At 75.6% G+C, this 16,797-nt stretch carries 15 protein-coding genes and 1 pseudogene; 9 read left to right on the top strand and 7 right to left on the bottom strand.

Annotated elements, in window-relative coordinates; translation table 11 throughout:
• Positions 1-48: 48 nt before the first annotated feature.
• The gene (locus tag ACQP1P_RS25675; protein ID WP_433073497.1) at positions 49-1,020 is read right to left on the bottom strand and encodes an intradiol ring-cleavage dioxygenase; all 972 of its coding nucleotides are present in this window, start codon (positions 1,018-1,020) and stop codon (positions 49-51) included.
• A 145-nt stretch (positions 1,021-1,165) separates the two neighbouring features.
• On the opposite strand from ACQP1P_RS25675, the gene ACQP1P_RS25670 reads away from it, so the two are divergent.
• Together ACQP1P_RS25670 and ACQP1P_RS25665 are read left to right on the top strand one after the other, a co-directional pair.
• On the top strand, positions 1,166-1,405 hold the full coding sequence (locus ACQP1P_RS25670; RefSeq protein WP_433073494.1) for a zinc-ribbon domain-containing protein: 240 nt from the start codon (positions 1,166-1,168) through the stop codon (positions 1,403-1,405).
• Between the two features lie 115 nt (positions 1,406-1,520).
• Positions 1,521-1,847 carry a hypothetical protein gene (locus tag ACQP1P_RS25665; protein ID WP_433073492.1) on the top strand — a complete coding sequence of 109 codons (327 nt, stop codon included), beginning with the start codon at positions 1,521-1,523 and terminating at the stop codon, positions 1,845-1,847.
• Between the two features lie 229 nt (positions 1,848-2,076).
• Here the strand turns inward: ACQP1P_RS25665 and ACQP1P_RS25660 are convergent, their stop codons facing one another.
• Both ACQP1P_RS25660 and ACQP1P_RS25655 read right to left on the bottom strand, forming a co-directional pair.
• Complete coding sequence (locus ACQP1P_RS25660; RefSeq protein ID WP_433073489.1) at positions 2,077-3,048, bottom strand: TIGR03557 family F420-dependent LLM class oxidoreductase; 972 nt, start codon at positions 3,046-3,048, stop codon at positions 2,077-2,079.
• Positions 3,049-3,149: 101 nt separating this feature from the next.
• Positions 3,150-5,594 (bottom strand): phosphoketolase family protein, encoded by a 2,445-nt coding sequence (locus tag ACQP1P_RS25655; protein WP_433073486.1) that lies wholly within the window; start codon positions 5,592-5,594, stop codon positions 3,150-3,152.
• Between the two features lie 267 nt (positions 5,595-5,861).
• On the opposite strand from ACQP1P_RS25655, the gene ACQP1P_RS25650 reads away from it, so the two are divergent.
• From ACQP1P_RS25650 to ACQP1P_RS25635, 4 genes are all read left to right on the top strand, one after another.
• Complete coding sequence (locus ACQP1P_RS25650) at positions 5,862-6,083, top strand: hypothetical protein (RefSeq protein WP_433073483.1); 222 nt, start codon at positions 5,862-5,864, stop codon at positions 6,081-6,083.
• A gap of 91 nt (positions 6,084-6,174) precedes the next feature.
• Positions 6,175-7,536 carry a ferredoxin reductase family protein gene (locus tag ACQP1P_RS25645; protein ID WP_433073480.1) on the top strand — a complete coding sequence of 454 codons (1,362 nt, stop codon included), beginning with the start codon at positions 6,175-6,177 and terminating at the stop codon, positions 7,534-7,536.
• Positions 7,537-7,545: 9 nt separating this feature from the next.
• A complete protein-coding gene (locus tag ACQP1P_RS25640; RefSeq protein WP_433073477.1) occupies positions 7,546-8,034 on the top strand; it encodes an FMN-binding protein in 489 nt (162 codons plus the stop codon).
• A complete protein-coding gene (locus ACQP1P_RS25635; protein ID WP_433073474.1) occupies positions 8,031-8,822 on the top strand; it encodes an FAD:protein FMN transferase in 792 nt (263 codons plus the stop codon). The genes ACQP1P_RS25640 and ACQP1P_RS25635 overlap by 4 nt, the downstream gene beginning before the upstream one ends.
• Before the next feature lie 8 nt (positions 8,823-8,830).
• On the opposite strand, the gene ACQP1P_RS25630 is transcribed toward ACQP1P_RS25635, so the two are convergent.
• On the bottom strand, positions 8,831-9,448 hold the full coding sequence (locus tag ACQP1P_RS25630; protein ID WP_433073472.1) for a lysostaphin resistance A-like protein: 618 nt from the start codon (positions 9,446-9,448) through the stop codon (positions 8,831-8,833).
• Positions 9,449-9,480: 32 nt separating this feature from the next.
• Between ACQP1P_RS25630 and ACQP1P_RS25625 the strand changes: the two genes are divergently transcribed.
• A complete protein-coding gene (locus ACQP1P_RS25625; RefSeq protein ID WP_433073469.1) occupies positions 9,481-10,152 on the top strand; it encodes a hypothetical protein in 672 nt (223 codons plus the stop codon).
• A gap of 3 nt (positions 10,153-10,155) precedes the next feature.
• On the opposite strand, the gene ACQP1P_RS25620 is transcribed toward ACQP1P_RS25625, so the two are convergent.
• From ACQP1P_RS25620 to ACQP1P_RS25610, 3 genes are all read right to left on the bottom strand, one after another.
• Positions 10,156-11,580 carry a serine/threonine-protein kinase gene (locus ACQP1P_RS25620; RefSeq protein ID WP_433073466.1) on the bottom strand — a complete coding sequence of 475 codons (1,425 nt, stop codon included), beginning with the start codon at positions 11,578-11,580 and terminating at the stop codon, positions 10,156-10,158.
• 122 nt (positions 11,581-11,702) lie between these two features.
• The gene (locus ACQP1P_RS25615) at positions 11,703-12,353 is read right to left on the bottom strand and encodes a DUF2306 domain-containing protein (RefSeq protein ID WP_433073463.1); all 651 of its coding nucleotides are present in this window, start codon (positions 12,351-12,353) and stop codon (positions 11,703-11,705) included.
• Between the two features lie 158 nt (positions 12,354-12,511).
• Positions 12,512-13,042, bottom strand: coding sequence for a DinB family protein (locus ACQP1P_RS25610; protein WP_433073460.1), 531 nt, complete (start codon positions 13,040-13,042; stop codon positions 12,512-12,514).
• Between the two features lie 205 nt (positions 13,043-13,247).
• Here ACQP1P_RS25610 and ACQP1P_RS25605 point away from each other — a divergent pair, with 205 nt between their 5' ends.
• Positions 13,248-14,933 (top strand): ABC transporter transmembrane domain-containing protein, encoded by a 1,686-nt coding sequence (locus ACQP1P_RS25605; protein WP_433073457.1) that lies wholly within the window; start codon positions 13,248-13,250, stop codon positions 14,931-14,933.
• Between the two features lie 249 nt (positions 14,934-15,182).
• A pseudogene (locus ACQP1P_RS25600) lies at positions 15,183-16,031 on the top strand (ABC transporter transmembrane domain-containing protein); the annotation flags it as partial.
• Positions 16,032-16,797 lie beyond the last annotated feature (766 nt).

The raw sequence follows: 16,797 nt of genomic DNA, 5'->3' as shown, positions 1-16,797 counted from the left end.
CTGACGACCCGTCGGCGGCCTCCTGGCCCCGGGCCCCCGGCCGCGCGCCTAACGACCCGGGGGCGGGCCCCCGGCCCCGGGACCCCCGCCGCCGGGGCCTCCGCCCGGGGCGCCGCCGCCGCTCGGCGTCGTGCGGGTGTCCACCTTCGCGGTCAGGGCCACGGTGTACCCGCCGCTCACGCTGCCGGTGACGGTGCCGAGCTGCAGCGCCCCGCCGTCGTCGCCGAACACGTTGTCGCCGGCGAGCGTCACGCGCCCCAGGTTCTGCACCGAGGCCGAGTAGCCGGACGTGGCGTAGACGGTGTCGCAGACGTCCTTGGGCAGCGCGACCTGCGAGGTGGCGATCGCCTTCGTGGAGTCGGTGATGCTCGCCTGGTCCGGGTACACCTCGAAGTGGATGTGCGGCCACCGCCCCGAGTAGCACGCCGGGAAGACGCTCGTGAACCGCACCTTGCCGGCGGCGTCGGCGATCTGCACCCCGCGCAGGTAGTTCTGGTCGGTGACGCCCGGCGAGTACAGGGAGTAGCGGCCCTCGCGGTCGCAGTGCCACACGTAGACGGCCACGCCCGCGAACGGCTTGTCCCCGCCGGCCATGTCCACGATGGACAGCTCGAGCGTCATGGGCACGCCCGCCGCGGTGCCGCTGGCGGTACCGAAGCTGGATCGGATGTCGCCGCGGACGATGCCGCCCTGGTTGAGCACGTCGGGCCCGTTGGAGCCGTCGCCGGGATACGGCCCGGCGGTCTCGTCGGGAATCTCCCCGGCGGCCGTCGCGCTGCCGGTGCCCGGGCCGGCGCCGGTGGTCGCGCTGGTCGGCGGGGCCGCCGTCAGCTCGTCGCCGCACGCGGCCGTCAGCCCGACGACCGCCGCCCCGAGCCCGAACATGCGCAGCACCTGCCGCCGCCGCACCATGGTCCCGATGTCGAAGCCGAGGCCCTGGTCGGCGAGCTCCTCCTCGGGCCGGGCGAATGGCCGCCCCTCGTACGTGGGCCGCTGCCCGTCCCGCTTGCCGTGTCCCACGACCGGACCTCCACTCGATGTACCGCGACCATTGCCTGTGGGCCAAGGGTGTCGGCGACGGCTGGCACGCCGCTGCGGGCCCCCTGGCAGCCGCCTGTGAGCCCGCGGCCCCACGCCGCTGGGCCGCGCCGCGTAAGCTGCGGCGATGCTGGTCATCTTCGGGTTCCGGACGAAGCGCGAGTTCCTGCGCTGGGTGGCGTTCGTGTGCCGGGTGTGCGGGCAGAGCCAGCGCCTGCCGCTCGTGCGGGAGGTCACGAGGTTCAGCCTGTTCTTCATCCCGCTCTTCCCGATCCGCGTCAAGCACCTCGTCGAGTGCCAGAACCCGGCCTGCCGGGCGGCGACGAAGGTGAGCGGCGAGGAGGCGGAGCGGCTCGTGGCCGCCTGAGCCTTGCTTGACACTCCACCGGCGGTCCCGCCAAGCTTGTCCTGAGAGCGCTCTCAAGCGTCGTGACACCTTACCCGAGGTGATGTAGAGAGCGCTCTCCCAAGAGAGGAGAGCCATGCCGAACTCGGCGATGGCCGGCGTGCGGGAGCTGCCGGCGCCGGACCGGGCGTTACCCGGGGTGGTGTACGTGCGCTGCCCGCACCCGCTGACGGGCCCGTGGGCCGCGGTCGTGGAGTGCATCGTGGAGACGCTCGACCGCCACGGGTTCGTGGTCCGGTTCGGCCGCGGCGAGCCGCCGCGGGATGCGGACCTGTGCGGCGCGATCCTGATCGGGGCCGGGGCGCCGGTGCACTGTCCGTCCGTGGTGATCGACGACGGCGAACCGGCCGGGGCGGGCCTGGGCGCGTCGGCCGCGGCCGCGTTGCTGCGCTCGCTCGCCTGAGCGTCGCGGCTGCGCCAGCAGGACGGCCCGGCACCACCGGGTGCCGGGCCGCCGTTGCGAAGGCCGGTGTGTGGTCGCCTGATGGCGAGTGGCGCGACGCGGCTCCAGCCGAACGGTATTCCGCGAAGGCAATGTGATTGAGGCCCTGGGACACAGTCACACCGACGCTCTTCGTAACCATGCCCGGCCCCTCGCGATTCCACCGGCCAGTGTGACGCCGGTCACGGCCTCAGGCGGCCTCGGGTTGCAGGGTGCGCAGCTCCTCGCGCATCTCGTCGCGGTAGGCGTCGATGAAGCCGTCCGGGTCCGGACCGGTGTTCTGCAGCACGATCCGGTCGAAACCGGCGTCGGCGTACCGGCGGACCGTCGCGACGTGCGCGGCCGTGTCCGGCCCGACGGAGAACTGGCGGCGGATGTCGTCGGCGGTGACGGTGCTCGAGGCCGCGTCGAAGTTGACCGGGTTCGGCAGCTCGCTCATCACCTTCCAGCCGCTCAGCGACCACCGGCTCGTGCCCAGCGCCGCCTCGACCGCCTGGTCCTCGTCCTCGGCCCACGCCATCGGCGCCTCGGCGTACCGCGGGCCGGAGCCGCCCAGCTCGCGGTAGCGGCCGACGAGCCGGGCGTCGGGCTCGGTGGCGAAGAGCCCGTCGCCCAGCTGTGCGGCGATGCGGACCGAGGCCGGCCCGCTGCAGGCCACCGCGACCGGCGGCGGCTCGTCGGGCTGGTCGAAGACGCGGGCGTCGTCGAGCTGCAGATGCCGGCCCTCGTAGGAGTGGTACCCCCCGGACCACAGCAGCCGGATGATCTCCAGCGCCTCGCGCAGCCGCTCGTGGCGCAGCCCGACGCTGCCGAACCCGGGGCCGACCACGTGCTCGTTGAGGCGTTCGCCGGCGCCGACGCCGAGCGTGAACCGGTTGCCGGACAGCAGCGCGAGCGTGGCGGCGGCCTGGGCGATGATCGCCGGGTGATACCGGACCGTCGGGCAGGTGACGCCGGTGGCCAGGCCGATGCTCCCGGTCCGTTCGGCGATCGCGCCGAGGACCGTCCACGTGAACGGGGAGTGGCCCTGTTCTTCGAGCCAGGGATGGAAGTGGTCACTCATCTCGACGAAGTCGAACCCGGCCTCCTCGGCCCGGACCGCCTGCCGGACGAGCTCCTGCGGCCCGAAGGCCTCGGACGCGAGCTTGTAGCCGATCTGCATGATGCCGCTCCTTCGGTCGCGGGTGGCTCGCCCGGCCGGGCCGGGCGACGGGATCATGCGCCCCAAGTGCCCGGCCCGGCCGCGGCCAACCGCGGGCAGCGTCAGGCGGGTGCGGGCGGATCGCCGGGCCAGGTCCAGCCGGCGATCTCGGGCTGGTCCTCGCCGTGGTCGCGGGTGTAGGTGCGGGCCGCCAGCCGGGCGTCCGCCATCTCCTGGCGCAGCGGCGCCGCCCGCACCGCCAGGCCCGGCACACGGTCGACGACGTCGATGACGAGCCGGTACCGGTCGAGGTTGTTGAGCATCACCATGTCGAACGGCGTGGTCGTGGTGCCGTTCTCCTGGTAGCCGTGGACGTGCATGTGCTCGTGGTTGCCGCGCGCGTACGTCAGCCGGTGGATGAGCCACGGGTAGCCGTGGAACGCGAAGATCACCGGCCGGTCGGCGGTGAACATGGCGTCGAACTCGCGGTCCGGCAGCCCGTGCGGGTGCCGCGAGTCGGGCAGCAGGCGCATCAGGTCGACCACGTTGACGACCCGGACGCGCAGGTCCGGCAGCCGCTCGCGCACGATCGCGGCGGCCGCCAGCGTCTCCAGCGTCGGGATGTCGCCGGCGCAGGCCAGGACCACGTCGGGCTCCGCGTCCGCGACGCCCGCCGGCTCGGTGCCGGCCCACGACCAGATGCCCAGTCCGCGGGCGCAGTGCAGGGCGGCGTCCTCGGCGCCGAGGTACGACAGCGCCGGCTGCTTCCCGGCGACCACGACGTTGACGTAGTGACGGCTGCGCAGGCAGTGGTCGTAGGTGCACAGCAGCGTGTTGGCGTCCGGCGGCAGGTACACCCGGACCACCTCCGGCTTCTTGTTCAGCACCACGTCGAGGAAGCCCGGGTCCTGGTGCGTGAAGCCGTTGTGGTCCTGGCGCCACACGTGCGAGGACAGCAGGTAGTTCAGCGACGCCAGTGGCCGCCGCCACGGGATGTGCGCGGAGGACTCCAGCCACTTCGCGTGCTGGTTGAACATCGCGTCGACGATGTGGATGAACGCCTCATAGCAGGTGAATAGGCCGTGCCGGCCGGTGAGCAGGTACCCCTCCAGCAGCCCCTGGCAGACGTGCTCGGACAGCAGCTCGACGACCCGCCCGGCGGGGTCGAGCCGGTCGTCGCCGGGCTCGGTGAGCGCGTTCCACCGCCGGCCGGTCACCTCCAGCACGTCCTGCAGCCGGTTGCTGGCCAGCTCGTCCGGGGCCGTGATCAGGAACGAGTCCGGGTTGATCGCCACCACGTCGCGCAGCCAGCGGCCGAGCACCCGGGTCGCCTCGTGCGCGACGGTGCCCGGGTTCGGCACCTCCACGGCGTAGCGGCGCCAGGCCGGCAGTTCGAGGTCCTTGCGCACCAGCCCGCCGTTCGCGTGGGGGTTGGCGCTCATCCGCCGGTCGCCGACCGGGTTGCACCCCAGCAGCCCCGGCACCGGGCGCCCGTCCGCGTCGAACAGCTCCTCGGGGCGGTACGAGCGCATCCAGCGCTCCAGCGCCCGCAGGTGCTCGGGATCGGTGCGCACGCCCGGCAGCGGCACCTGGTGGGCGCGGAACGTGCCCTCCACCGGCTGGCCGTCGACCTCGACCGGGCCGGTCCAGCCCTTGGGCGTGCGCAGGACCACCATCGGCCACCGCACCGGCCGGACCAGGTCGCCGCCGCCGCGGGCGACCGCCTGGATCTCCTGGATCGTGTCGGCGGTGCGGTCGAAGACACCGGCCAGTTGCTGATGGACGTCGGCCGGGTCGTCGCCGGCCACGATCGCCGGGTCGTAGCCGTAGCCACGCAGCAGCGCCACCAGATCGTCCTCGGGAATGCGGGCCAGCACCGTCGGATTCGCGATCTTGTACCCGTTGAGGTGCAGGACCGGCACCACCGCGCCGTCGTGAGCCGGGTCCAGCAGCCTGCCGGCGTGCCAGCTGGCGGCCAGGGGACCGGTCTCGGCCTCGCCGTCGCCGACGACGCAGAACGCGACGAGGCCCGGGTTGTCCAGCACGGCCCCGAACGCGTGCAGCAGCGAGTACCCCAGCTCCCCGCCCTCGTGGAAGGAGCCGGGCGTCTCCGGGGCCGCGTGGCTGGGCACGCCGCCGGGGAACGAGAACTGCCGGAAGAAGCGCCGCAGCCCCTCGCAGTCCTGGGAGATGTGGCTGTACAGCTCGCTGTACGTGCCCTCGAGCCAGGCGGCCGCGTTCGGGCCGGGCCCGCCGTGGCCGGGTCCGGCGACGAACACCGCGTCGAGGTCCCGCTCGCGCACGAGCCGGGTCGCGTGGGCCCAGACGAGGTTCAGTCCCGGCGTCGTGCCCCAGTGGCCCAGCAGCCGCGGCTTGATGTGCTCGGGGCTCAGCGGCTCGCGCAGCAACGGGTTGTCCAGCAGGTAGATCTGGCCCACGGACAGGTAGTTGGCGGCCCGCCACCAGGCGTCCAGTCGCTCCAGCCGGTCGCGGTCGAGCACGCCCTGGGCCGGGCCGAGCGGCGCGGGGCCCTCGACGATGGTCGGACCGGCGCTCGTAGTCGTCATAGGGCCGCCGCTACCCCGACACATGCCGTGTAGACCGCGATCCGGCCACCGCGACGCGGGAGGCGCCCGGCCGGACGGGCCGTGAACCGGCCGGACGCCATACGAGGGTGCGGCCCATCCGTCGGGAGACGGCGCAGCATGAGCCGCACGGCAAGCCGCTACCCCACCGGATCGCCGGTCAATCAAATGTGGCCGGCCGGCCCCGTCCGGCGCCGGTCTCGTGGCATTGCGCCGGCATCGAGGCCCGGCGGGTGGGATGGTGAGGGGGTGAGTGTGCTCGCCCCGCCGGTGCGCCGGTCGAGGGCCCCGGCCCGCGGCTTCCTCGCCGCCGACGACGTCCTCGCCGCGGCCGGGACCGGCGACGACCCGAGCGGGGTGTCGGTCTTCCTGTGCGGCCCGGCCCCGATGGTCGCCGCGTTCGTGCGCCGGCTGCGCCGGGCGGGCGTCCCGAGCCGCCAGATCCACCGCGAACACTTCGACTGGCGCTGAGGGCCGCCCCCTCGTCCGGCTGCCGCGTCTCTTAAGCGATTCTTAGCCGCCCGGAGGCCGGCTCACAGGATCGTCGCCGATGGTTACGGACATGACGACGACGACCCTCGCCCCACCGGCCCGCGCCGTGCGCGCCGCCACCCCGCGATGGTGGGCCGACGCCGGCGGCGCGGCCGCGTTCGTGAGCCTGCTCGTGGTGACCGCGCTGTGGGTCGCGGGCGGCGGGGTGCAGGCCGTGGCCCAGTCCTGGACGGACTCCCTCGGCCGGCTCACCGGGCTGCTCGCCTCCGACCTGCTGTTGCTGCAGGTGCTGCTGATGGCCCGGGTGCCGGTGGTCGAGCGGGCGTTCGGGCAGGACCGCCTGGCCCGCTGGCACCGCTGGACCGGGTTCACGTCGTTCCACCTCATGCTCGCGCACATCGTGCTCATCACCGCCGGCTACGCGGGCGACGCGCACGTCAACGTGTTCGCCGAGCTGTGGGACCTGGTCGTCGACTACCCCGGGATCCTGCTGGCCACCGCGGGGACCCTGCTGCTCGTGCTCGTCGTGGTGACGTCGATGCGGGCGGCCCGGCGGCGGCTGCGCTACGAGTCGTGGCATCTGCTGCACCTGTACGCGTACCTCGGCGTCGGCCTGGCCCTGCCGCACCAGATCTGGACGGGCACCGACTTCGTCTCCTCGCCGTGGTCGCGCGCCTACTGGTGGACCCTGTACGCGGTCTCGGCCGGGGCCGTCGTCGCCTACCGCCTCGGGCTGCCCGCGTGGCGCAACTGGCGCCACCGGCTCGTCGTCGACCGGGTCGTCCCCGAGGGGCCGGGCCTGACCTCGGTGTACCTGCGCGGCCGGCACCTCGCCGGGCTGCCGGTGCGGGCCGGGCAGTTCTTCCAGTGGCGCTTCCTCGACGGGCCCGGCTGGTCCCGCTCCCACCCGTACTCCCTGTCGGCGACCCCGCACACCGGCGTGCTGCGCATCACCGTCAAGGACCTCGGCGACGGCAGCGCCCGCGTCGCCGGGCTGCGGCCGGGCACCCGCGCGCTCATCGAGGGCCCCTACGGCAAGCTGACCGGCGAGCGGTACACCGGCGGCCCCGTCGTCATGCTGGCCTGCGGCATCGGCGTCACCCCGCTGCTGGCCCTCCTCGGCGAGCTGCCCTACGCCCCCGGGCAGGCCACCCTGGTCTACCGGGCCCGCAGCGCGGCCGAGGTCGCCTTCCGGGCCGAGCTCGACTGGCTGGCCCGCCACCGCGGGGTCCGGATCGTGTACCTGCTCGGCCCCCGCGCCCACGAGACCTCGTGGCTGCCGGCCGGCGCCCCGCCCCTGCACCACCTCGCCCCGCGGATCGCCGGCGCGCACGTCTACGTCTGCGGCCCCGACGCCTGGACCGCCGCCGCGACGGCCGCGGCCCGCGGCGCCGCAGCCGGCCCCGTCCACACCGAACAGTTCGCCTGGTAGGAGCCTTCGTTGCGACGCATCACCCTCTGGGGACTCTCCACCCTCGCGGCCGTCGTGCTGCTCTTCAGCTACCGCACGAGCCTCGGCTCCGCCGCGACCGCGTCCACACCGCCCGCGGCGGCCGCCGGCTCCGGCTCCGGCACCACGTCCTCGTCCACCGGCACCGGCTCCAGCACCGGCGGCACCGGCACCGGGCCGGGGGACGGCACCGCGAGCGGGACGACCTACCAGGGCTCGGTCGCGCCGACCCGCTGGGGCGACGTCCAGGTCAGCATCACCGTCTCCGGCGGGAGGATCACCGCCGTCACGGTCCCCGTCTACCCGGACGCCAACGGCAAGGACCGGCAGATCAACGCGCGCGCCCTGCCGACCCTGGTGCGGGAGACCATCGCCGCCCAGAGCGCCGACATCGACACCGTCTCCGGCGCCACGGTCACCAGCGACGGCTACAAGGAGTCGCTGCAGGCCGCCCTCGACGCCGCCCACCTGAACGCATGAGCGCCGCGACCCTCCCGCGCCGGGCCTGGGTCCAGCAGATCATGGGCCTGCCGGTCAGCGTCCACGTGCGCGGCGACGACCCGGACAGCGCCGAGGTCCGGGCCGCTGTCGAGGCCGTCTTCGCCGACCTGCGCCACGCCGACGCGGTCTTCAGCCCGTACCGCGACGACAGCGACCTGAACCGCTGGGCCCGCGGCGAGCTCGAAGCCGGCGCGGCGGACCCGGCGTTCGGGGAGGTCCTCGCGCTGTGCGAGCGGGCCCGGGAGCGCACCGGCGGCTGGTTCGACCCGCGCGAGCTGCCCGACCCGCGCACCGGCACGCCCCGCTTCGACCCGTCCGGCCTGGTGAAGGGCTGGGCCGTGCAGCGGGCGGCGGGACGGCTGCGGCGGCTGCGGGGCCGCTCCTGGTGCCTCAACGCCGGCGGCGACGTCCTCGTGCACGCCGAGGACGGCCACCCGGCGTGGCGGGTCGGCATCGAGCACCCCGACGACCGGGCGGGGCTGCTGCACGTGCTCGAGCGCCGCGACGGTGCCGTCGCCACCTCCGGCACCGCCCACCGCGGCCGGCACATCATCGACCCCACCACCGGCCGGCCGGCGTCGGCGGTCCGCGCGGTGACGGTGACCGGCCCGCAGCTGCTGTGGGCCGACGTGTACGCGACCGCCGCCGTGGCCCGCGGCCCCGGCGGCCTGCCCTGGCTCGACACGCTGGAGGGCCACGCGGCCCTGCTCGTCGCCGCGTCCGGCCTCGTGCGGGTGACCGAGCACTGGCCGGCCCGGAGCGCGTAGGCCCCGCCTCAGCGCACCATCGCGACCAGCATGACCAGGTTCACCAGGACGTGGGCGAGCACCGCGGCCGGCAGCCCGCGCGGGCGCCCGGCCGCGACCGCGAGCGGGAGCGCGAACACCGCGACCGTGAGCCAGGTCCAGGGCTGCCACAGGTGGTACGCCGCGAAGAGCGCCGCGTTCGCCGGGGCCGCGAGCGCGGTCCGGGCGGGCAGGCGCGGCAGGAGGTAGCCGCGGAAGTACACCTCCTCGGCCACCGGGCCGACCAGCACGAAGCACACGACCCAGCCGGTTATGGTCACCGCGACCTGCCAGCCGGGCCGCGCGGTGTCCACCGCCAGCGGCCACCACGGCGCCGGCTCCAGCCACTGCACGAGCCCCGGCAGCAGCGCGGCGGCGGCGAGCGTCGGCAGCAGCACCCGCCACGACACCGCCCACGCGGGTCGCACCGAGCGGGCCAGATACAGCTCGACCGGCGCCAGGACGAGCAGCACCGCGGCGAACATGCCCCACACGATCGGCAGCCCGGCGGCGGCCAGCACCGGGGCGAGGGCGGCGAACACGAGGGCGCCGGCGGCCCCGGGCAGCAGGTGCAGGGCGATGGCGCGCGGCCACGACAGAGGGTTCATGGTCGGCAACGGTGCCGCCTACCCTGCTCAACATGACAGGCCCGGATTCGAGTAGGCGTGAGGTGCTCACCGTCGCGGACGCGGCGGCCGCGCGGATGGTGCTGCAGCCGCAGCGGCGCCGGTTCCTGGAGCCGTTCCTCGCGCGGCGGTGCACGCCGGGGGAGGCGGCGCGGGTGCTCGGGGTGCCGGTCGAGCAGGTGGCGTACCGTGTGCAGGCCATGCTCCGCGCCGGGCTGCTGCGCCCGGCCGGCACGCGAGCCCGAGCCGGCCGCGCGGTCACCGCGTATCGGGCCCCGGACGAGGTGCGGGCGCCGCTCATGGTGCTGCCCGACGGCGATGTGCGGGACTTCTTCCGGCTGGTCGACGAGCCGGTGCGGGAGACGTTCCTCGCCGCGCTGGCCGCCCTGGCGAGCCGGGCCGGCCTCGGCGACTGGGTGGTCCGCCTGTACCGCGACGACGCCGGCCGCATCCGCCTCGATCTCGCCCCCGAAGGCGGCGACTGGGACCCGGCCGCGCTGCTGGCCCCGGACCGGCCCGCCGTCATGTTCAACTGGGTGCCGCTGCGCCTGACGCCCGACGGCGCCAAGGCCCTGCAGGGCGAGCTCATGGCGGTGCTCGGCCGCTGGGCGGCCGCGGTCCCCGCCGACGGCGAGGCGCCCACGCATCAGCTCGGGCTGTTCCTCACCCCGCTCCCGGGCCGGTGAAGCTCAGCCGCCGTGGCTGGTCGTGGCCGCGGTCGGGGTGGTGCCGTCGCAGGTGACCGTCATGTCGATCGACCGGTTGCCGTGCGTGAACGCGGCGACCGCCGCGACCGCCGGGCCCGCGTTGACCCAGTCGACCCGGTACGGCGAGGTCGCCGACCACGACGTGAGCTCGGCCTGCCCCGACGGCGTGCACCGGGCCTGGACGGTGCCGCCCGCGGACGTGAACGTGCGCGGCGGCCCGGGCACCGGCTCGACGGTCGCCGTCGCCGTCGCCGTCGCCGTCGCCGTCGTGGTCGTGGCCGCGGTCGCCGGACCCGCGGAGGCGGCCGCGGAGGTCGGGGCCGGGCCGGTCGTCGTCACCGGCCGGGCCGAGATGGCGGCGGCCGCGGGGGCCGAGGGCGGCTCGGCCGGGGCGATGCCGCCCGGCGCCGTCGACGGCTCGAGCGACGGGCCGGGCTGCGCCGCGGCGGGCACCGGCTGCTCGGAAGCCGGGATCAGCGCCCAGGCGAGCAGGCCGGCCGCGGCCGCTGCGCCCAGGACGACGAGGAGGAGGCGGCGCCGGCGCGGCGGCGGGGTGGTGGCCGGGGTGGCCGGGGGTTCGTGGGTCGCGGCGGAGGCGGCGACGTCGTGCGCCGCGAGGAAGACGGCGACGTCGTGGGCGGTGGGGCGGGCGGCGGGGTCCTTGGCCAGGCAGCGCAGGCACAGGCGGGCGACCTCGGGCCGCACGCCGTCCAGCTCCGGCAGCGGCGGCGGCTCGGCGAAGAGGTGGGCGTCGAGGGTGTCCGTGGGCCGCGACGTGGACCAGGGCAGGCGGCCGGCGAGCAGCTTGTAGAGCAGCATGCCCAGGGAGTACACGTCGGATGACGGGGTGATCGCGTCGCCGGTGATGCGCTCCGGGGCGAGGTAGGCCGGGGTGCCCATGAGCTCCTCGTCCGGGTCGCCGGAGTCGGCGGTCGCGGCGATGCCGAAGTCGACCACCTTCGCGCCGGTCGGGGCGAGGATGACGTTGGCCGGCTTCACGTCGCGGTGGACCAGGCCGGCGGCGTGCGCGGCGGCCAGGCCGGCGGCGACCTCGCCGCAGATGCGCAGCGCCTCGGCGACGGGCACGGGCGCGTCGGCGAGGCGCTGATCCAGGGGCAGGCCGGGGACGAGCTCCATGACGATGTACGGCGTGCGGACCCCGTCCTCGACGGTCTCCCCGAAGTCGTGGACCTGCGCGACATTCGGATGCGACAGCGCCGCGGCAGCCTGCGCCTCCACCCGGCTGCGCAGCCGGAACGCCGGGTCGCTCGCGTACCGGCCGGAGAGCAGCTTGACCGCCACGTCCCGCGCCAGCACCTCGTCGCGGGCCCGCCAGACCGTCGACACGCCGCCGACGCCCAGGATGTCGTCGAGCCGGTACCGCCCAGCCAGGACCCGCTGTTGCATCGACGTAGTTTGGCACCCGATCACTCGCCCCGCGACTCGACAGCGCCGGGAACGGCCCGCGGCGACGCCCCTAGCAGCCAATACTCGGCCCAAATTTTGTTGCAGGAACGCAAGGATCGCGCTCAGGGCCGTGCCCGCCGCGGCCGCCGGACGACCAGCAGCTCGACCGCGAGCAGGTTCACGACCCAGCCCAGCGTCTGACCGATCGGGATCATCGACGGCGCGCGCTCGCCGATCTCGCCCGCCCCGGCGCCGCCGAACGGGATCTGGGCGAGCAGCAGCAGCGGTACGAGCAGCCGCGACGTCACGGCGAGGAACGTCAGCGCGTAGTTGCGCAGCATCCAGGCCCGGTGGGCGGCGAAGTCGCGGCGCCGGGCCGCCCGGTAGGCGAGGGCGCCCGTGACCAGCCACAGCACCGCCGCGGTGCTCAGCCCGGCCTGCGTGACGGGCCGCCCCGACCAGATCGCGACCGCAACGGCGGTGACCGCCGAGGGCAGCACCCCGGCGAGCAGATAGACCCGCCCGATCGCCCGGTGCAGCCGCCGCCGCGCCCGCACCGCCGCCATGAACTGCAGCGGCCCGGCCACGAGCGCCACCGCCGCCGTGAAGACGTGCACGACGAGCACGGCGTACCGCGGGCCGGCGCGCACGTCGAGGCGGCTGTCGGCCGGGTCGAGGCTCAGGTACGGCCACGCGAGCACCACCGCGAACCCGGCCGCGACGACGAGCAGCCCGAGGAGCGTCCGGCGGCGCCGCAGCGCTTGGTTGGTCACGGTCCGATCATCGGGCGGCGGGGCGGCATCGAGCGTCGCCTCGGCGTCGGCGTGGACGTACGCAAATCTTCGTACCGCGTTCTGCGCCCTGCGGCGGCCGCGCCCTCACTCGCGGGCCGCTCGCCGGTCGCGTTCTCACTCGCCTGCCGGCCGCGTCCTCACTCGCCGGTCGTGCCGTCGATCGACTCGCGGAGCAGGTCGGCGTGCCCGTTGTGCCGCGCGTACTCCTCGATCATGTGGCACAGGATCCAGCGCAGGCTCGGGCTGCGCCCGTCGGCCCAGGGCCGGGCCGCCGGCCGCCCGAGCCCGCCGTCGCGCAGGGCGGCGGCGGTCCGCTCGCGCGCCCCGGCCACGGATGACCGCCAGAGCCGGCGCAGCTGCTCGGGGTCGTCCCCGGCCGCCGAGTGCCACTCCCAGTCCGGGTCGGCCGCCCAGTCCACGCCCGCCCAGGGCTCGGGGCGATCCGCGCCGTCCAGCCGGTACGCGAACCAGTCGTCCTCGACGTACGCCAGGTGCTTGAGCAGCCCACCGAGCGTCATCGGGGAGACCCCCACGGTCGCCCGCAGCGCGTCCGCGCCGAGCCCGGAGCACTTCCACGCCAGCGTCGCCCGCTGGTAGTCGAGGAACCCCAGCAGGGTCGCGGCCTCGTCCCCGTCCGGCGGCGGCTCCGGCCGCCCGTGCTCATCCATCCGACGAGTATCGCGCCCGAGCGGCCCCGGCGCGCGCTCGGCGCGGCCCGGCACGGCCCGCGCTTGGCGCAACCCGGCTCGGCCCGCGCTTGGCGCGGCCCGGCACGGCCCGCGGTGGATGCCTGCGCGACCCGCGGCGCGGGCCCGGCGCGGCCGGTGCGGGCCCGGTGCCGCCGCCCGCCAAGGTTAGGCTAGCCTCACTCCGGTGAACGCCCCGCTGCACGCCGCCGGCATCCTGCGCCGGGCGCTCGCCCGCAACCGCCGCCACACCGGCCTCGGCACGCTGCTCTACTGCGGCCACCAGCTGTGCGAGTCGGCGGTGCCGATCCTCATCGGCGTCGGCATCGACCGCGCGGTGGCCCCCGGCGACGGCCCCGCCCTGATCGCCTGGATCGGCGCCCTGGCCGTCCTCTTCGGGCTGCTGACGATGGCGTACCGCTTCGGCGGCCGCCACCTCATGCGCGCCATCACCGACGAGGCGTACCTCCTGCGCGACGAGCTCGCCGCGAAGATCCTGCACCCGCGCGGCATCCGCACCCCGCTGCGCGCCGGGGAGCTGCTCACCGTCGCGTCCACCGACGCCGACAACGTCTCCTACCTCCTCGACTACGTGCCCCGCGTCGCCGGCGCCGTGACCGCCACGCTGGTCAGCGCCGTCGCGCTCGTCGCCGTCGACTGGCGCCTGGGGGTCGCCGTGCTCGGCGGCACGCCCGCCGTGCTCGGGCTGCTGCAGCTCGCCGGCCCGCGCATCGCCCGCCGCGTCGAGGTCCAGCAGGACCTCGCCGGCCGGGCCGCGTCGCTGGCCACGGACCTCGTCACGGGCCTGCGCCCGCTGCGCGGCATCGGGGCCGAGGGCGCCGCGGCCCGCCGCTACCGGGAGGTCAGCCGCGCCTCCCTCGCCGCGTCGCTGCGCGCGGCCCGGACCCAGGGCACGTACCTGGCCGCCTCCACCGCCGCCGGCGGCCTGCTCGCCGGCGGGGTGGCCGTGCTCGCTGGCTGGTTCGCGCTCACCGGCCGGATCACCGTCGGCGAGCTCATCGCCGTCATCGGGCTCGCCCAGTTCCTCCTGGAGCCGCTGGGTATGCTCGCCGCGGTGCCGAGCTGGATCGCGGAGGCCCGCGGCTCGGCCGAGCGGGTCGCGCTCGTGCTCAACGCGCCCGAGGTGCTGCCGGAGCCCACCCGCGCGCCGGCCGGCGACGACGTCACGCTCGACCTGGCCGGGGTGCGCCACGGCTCCCTCGACGGGCTGGACCTGCGCGTGCGGCCCGGCGAGTTCGTGGGAGTCGTGGCGTACCGGCCGGCCGACGCCGAGGCGCTGGTCGGGCTGCTCGCGGGGCGGGTCGCGCCCGGGGAGTTCGACGGGGAGGTGCGGCTCGGGGGAGTACCGCTGCATGATCTGCGATCCGCCCGGGAGCTGCTGCACGTCGAGCCCCACCACACCGACCTCTTCGCCGGCACGCTCGCCGGGAACCTCGCGCCCGACGGCGCCGACCCCGACACGCTCGCCGCCGCGCTGCGGGCCTCGGCCGCCGACGAGGTCCTGGCCGCCCACCCGGCCGGCATCGACCACCCCGTCGACGAGCGCGGCGCCGGGCTCTCCGGCGGCCAGCGGCAGCGGCTCGCCCTGGCCCGGGCCCTGCTCGCCCGGCCGCCGGTCCTCGTCCTGCACGACCCGACCACCGCCGTGGACGCCGTCACCGAGCAGTCGCTCGCGCTCGGCGTACGGGCGCTGCGCCGGGGCCTGACGACGCTCGTGGTCACCAGCAGCCCCGCCCTGCTCGCCGTCGCCGACCGGGTCGTGGTCCTCGACGCGGGCCGCGTCCACACCGTCGGCACCCACGCCACCCTGGGCGCGGGCGAGCCGTCCTACGCGCGGGCGGTGCTGCGGTGACGTTGCCGATCGCCTCGGCTCGGGGCACGTGGTGCTGGGTTCGCGGCGAGCTCGGCCGGCGGCGGTTGGAGGTCCTCGGCGCTCCCGCGGTTCTCGGCGCGGGCGGGCCGTCATGCGGGCGGGCGGTGCTGCGGTGACGTTGCCGATCGCCTCGGCTCGGGGCACGTGGTGCTGGGTTCGCGGCGAGCTCGGCCGGCGGCGGTTGGAGGCCCTCGGCGCTCCCGCGGTTCTCGGCGCGGGCGGGCCGTCATGCGGGCGGGCGGTGCTGCGGTGACGTTGCCGATCGCCTCGGCTCGGGGCACGTGGCGGTGGGTTCGCGGCGAGCTCGGCCGGCGGCGGCTCGAGGTCGCCGGCACCCTCGCCGTCGGGCTGGCCGGGGCGGCCGCCGCGATCGTGCCGGTCTCCGCGCTCGGCGTACTCGTCGACCGCGTCCGGGCCGGTGCCTCCCCGTCGGCCCTCGCCGCCATCGGGGCGGTCATCGGCGCCGCCGCGCTGGCCGCCGGGCTCACGGCCGGGCTCGCCGCCTACCTCGTCGCGCGGACGGGCGGCCGGCTGCTGGCCACCCTGCGCGAGGCCACCGTCGAGCGGGCGCTGCGGCTGCCGTCCGCCACCCTCGAACGCGCGGGCCGCGGCGACCTGCTCGCCCGGGTCGGCCCGGACGTGGCGGCCGTGCACCGCGTGGTGTCCGAAATCCTCCCAAACATGATCAATTCGGTGCTCCTGGCGGTGCTCAGCCTCGCCACGATGGCCGGGATCGACTGGCGCCTGGGCCTGGCCGCCGCCGTTTCCCTGCCCCTGTACGTCCTGGGCCTGCGCTGGTACCTCCCGCGCTCGGCCCCGGGCTACCGTCAGCAGCGCATCGCGATCGCCGACCGCGCCCGGCTGCTGGTCGAGAGCATGCTCGGCCGTGCGACGGTCCACGCGTACCACCTCGAGGAGCGTCACCTCCGCGGCATCGACGCGGCCTCGGCCCGCGCGCGCGACGTCGAGTACTCGGTGTTCAAGCTCTTCACCCGGCTCGTCGGCCGCGTCAACCGGGCCGAGTTCGCCGGGGTCCTGGCGATCGTGGTCGCCGGCTACTTCCTGGTGCGCGCCGGCCACGTGACCGTCGGCGAGACCGCGGCCGCGGCCGTGCTGTTCCACCGCCTGTTCAACCCGATCGGCGGCCTGCTCTTCAGCGCCGCGGACATCCAGGCGGCGGGCGCGGCTCTGGCCCGCCTGGTCGGCGTGCTCGAAGTCCCCGCCGCCAGCACTGCCGCTGCCGACACCCGCACTGCCGCTGCCGCCACTCGCACTGCCGATGTTGATGCCCGCGCTGCCGCTGCCGCCACTCGCACTGCCGATGTTGATGCCCGCGCTGCCGCTGCCGCCACTCGCACTGCCGATGTTGATGCCCGCGCTGCCGCTGCCGCCACTCGCACTGCCGATGTTGATGCCCGCGCTGCCGCTGCCGCCACTCGCACTGCCGATGTTGATGCCCGCGCTGCCGCTGCCGCCACTCGCACTGCCGATGTTGATGCCCGCGCTGCCGCTGCCGCCACTCGCACTGCCGATGTTGATGCCCGCGCTGCCGCTGCCGCCACTCGCACTGCCGATGTTGATGCCCGCGCTGCCGCTGCCGACACCGGCAGTGGCGATGTTGATGCCCGGGTTGTCGCAGTTGATGTTCGCGGTGTTGACGTCGAAGTCCCAGCTGGCAATGGTGACGAACGCGTTGTTGCGGTTGACCCACGCGCAGTAGAGGTTGACCCGTGCACTCGCGACGGTGACGCCCGCGTTGTTGCGGCTGGCCGTCCTGCGGTGGAGGTTGGGCCCTGCGCTGGCGATGGTGACGCCCGCGTTGGCGATGTTGATGCCCGAGCTG

The organism is Dactylosporangium sp. CA-052675, from assembly GCF_050947935.1.
Taxonomy (GTDB): Bacteria; Actinomycetota; Actinomycetes; order Mycobacteriales; family Micromonosporaceae; genus Dactylosporangium.
Note: the sequence above shows the minus strand (reverse complement) of the source record. Positions and strands in the feature narration are given on the sequence as shown.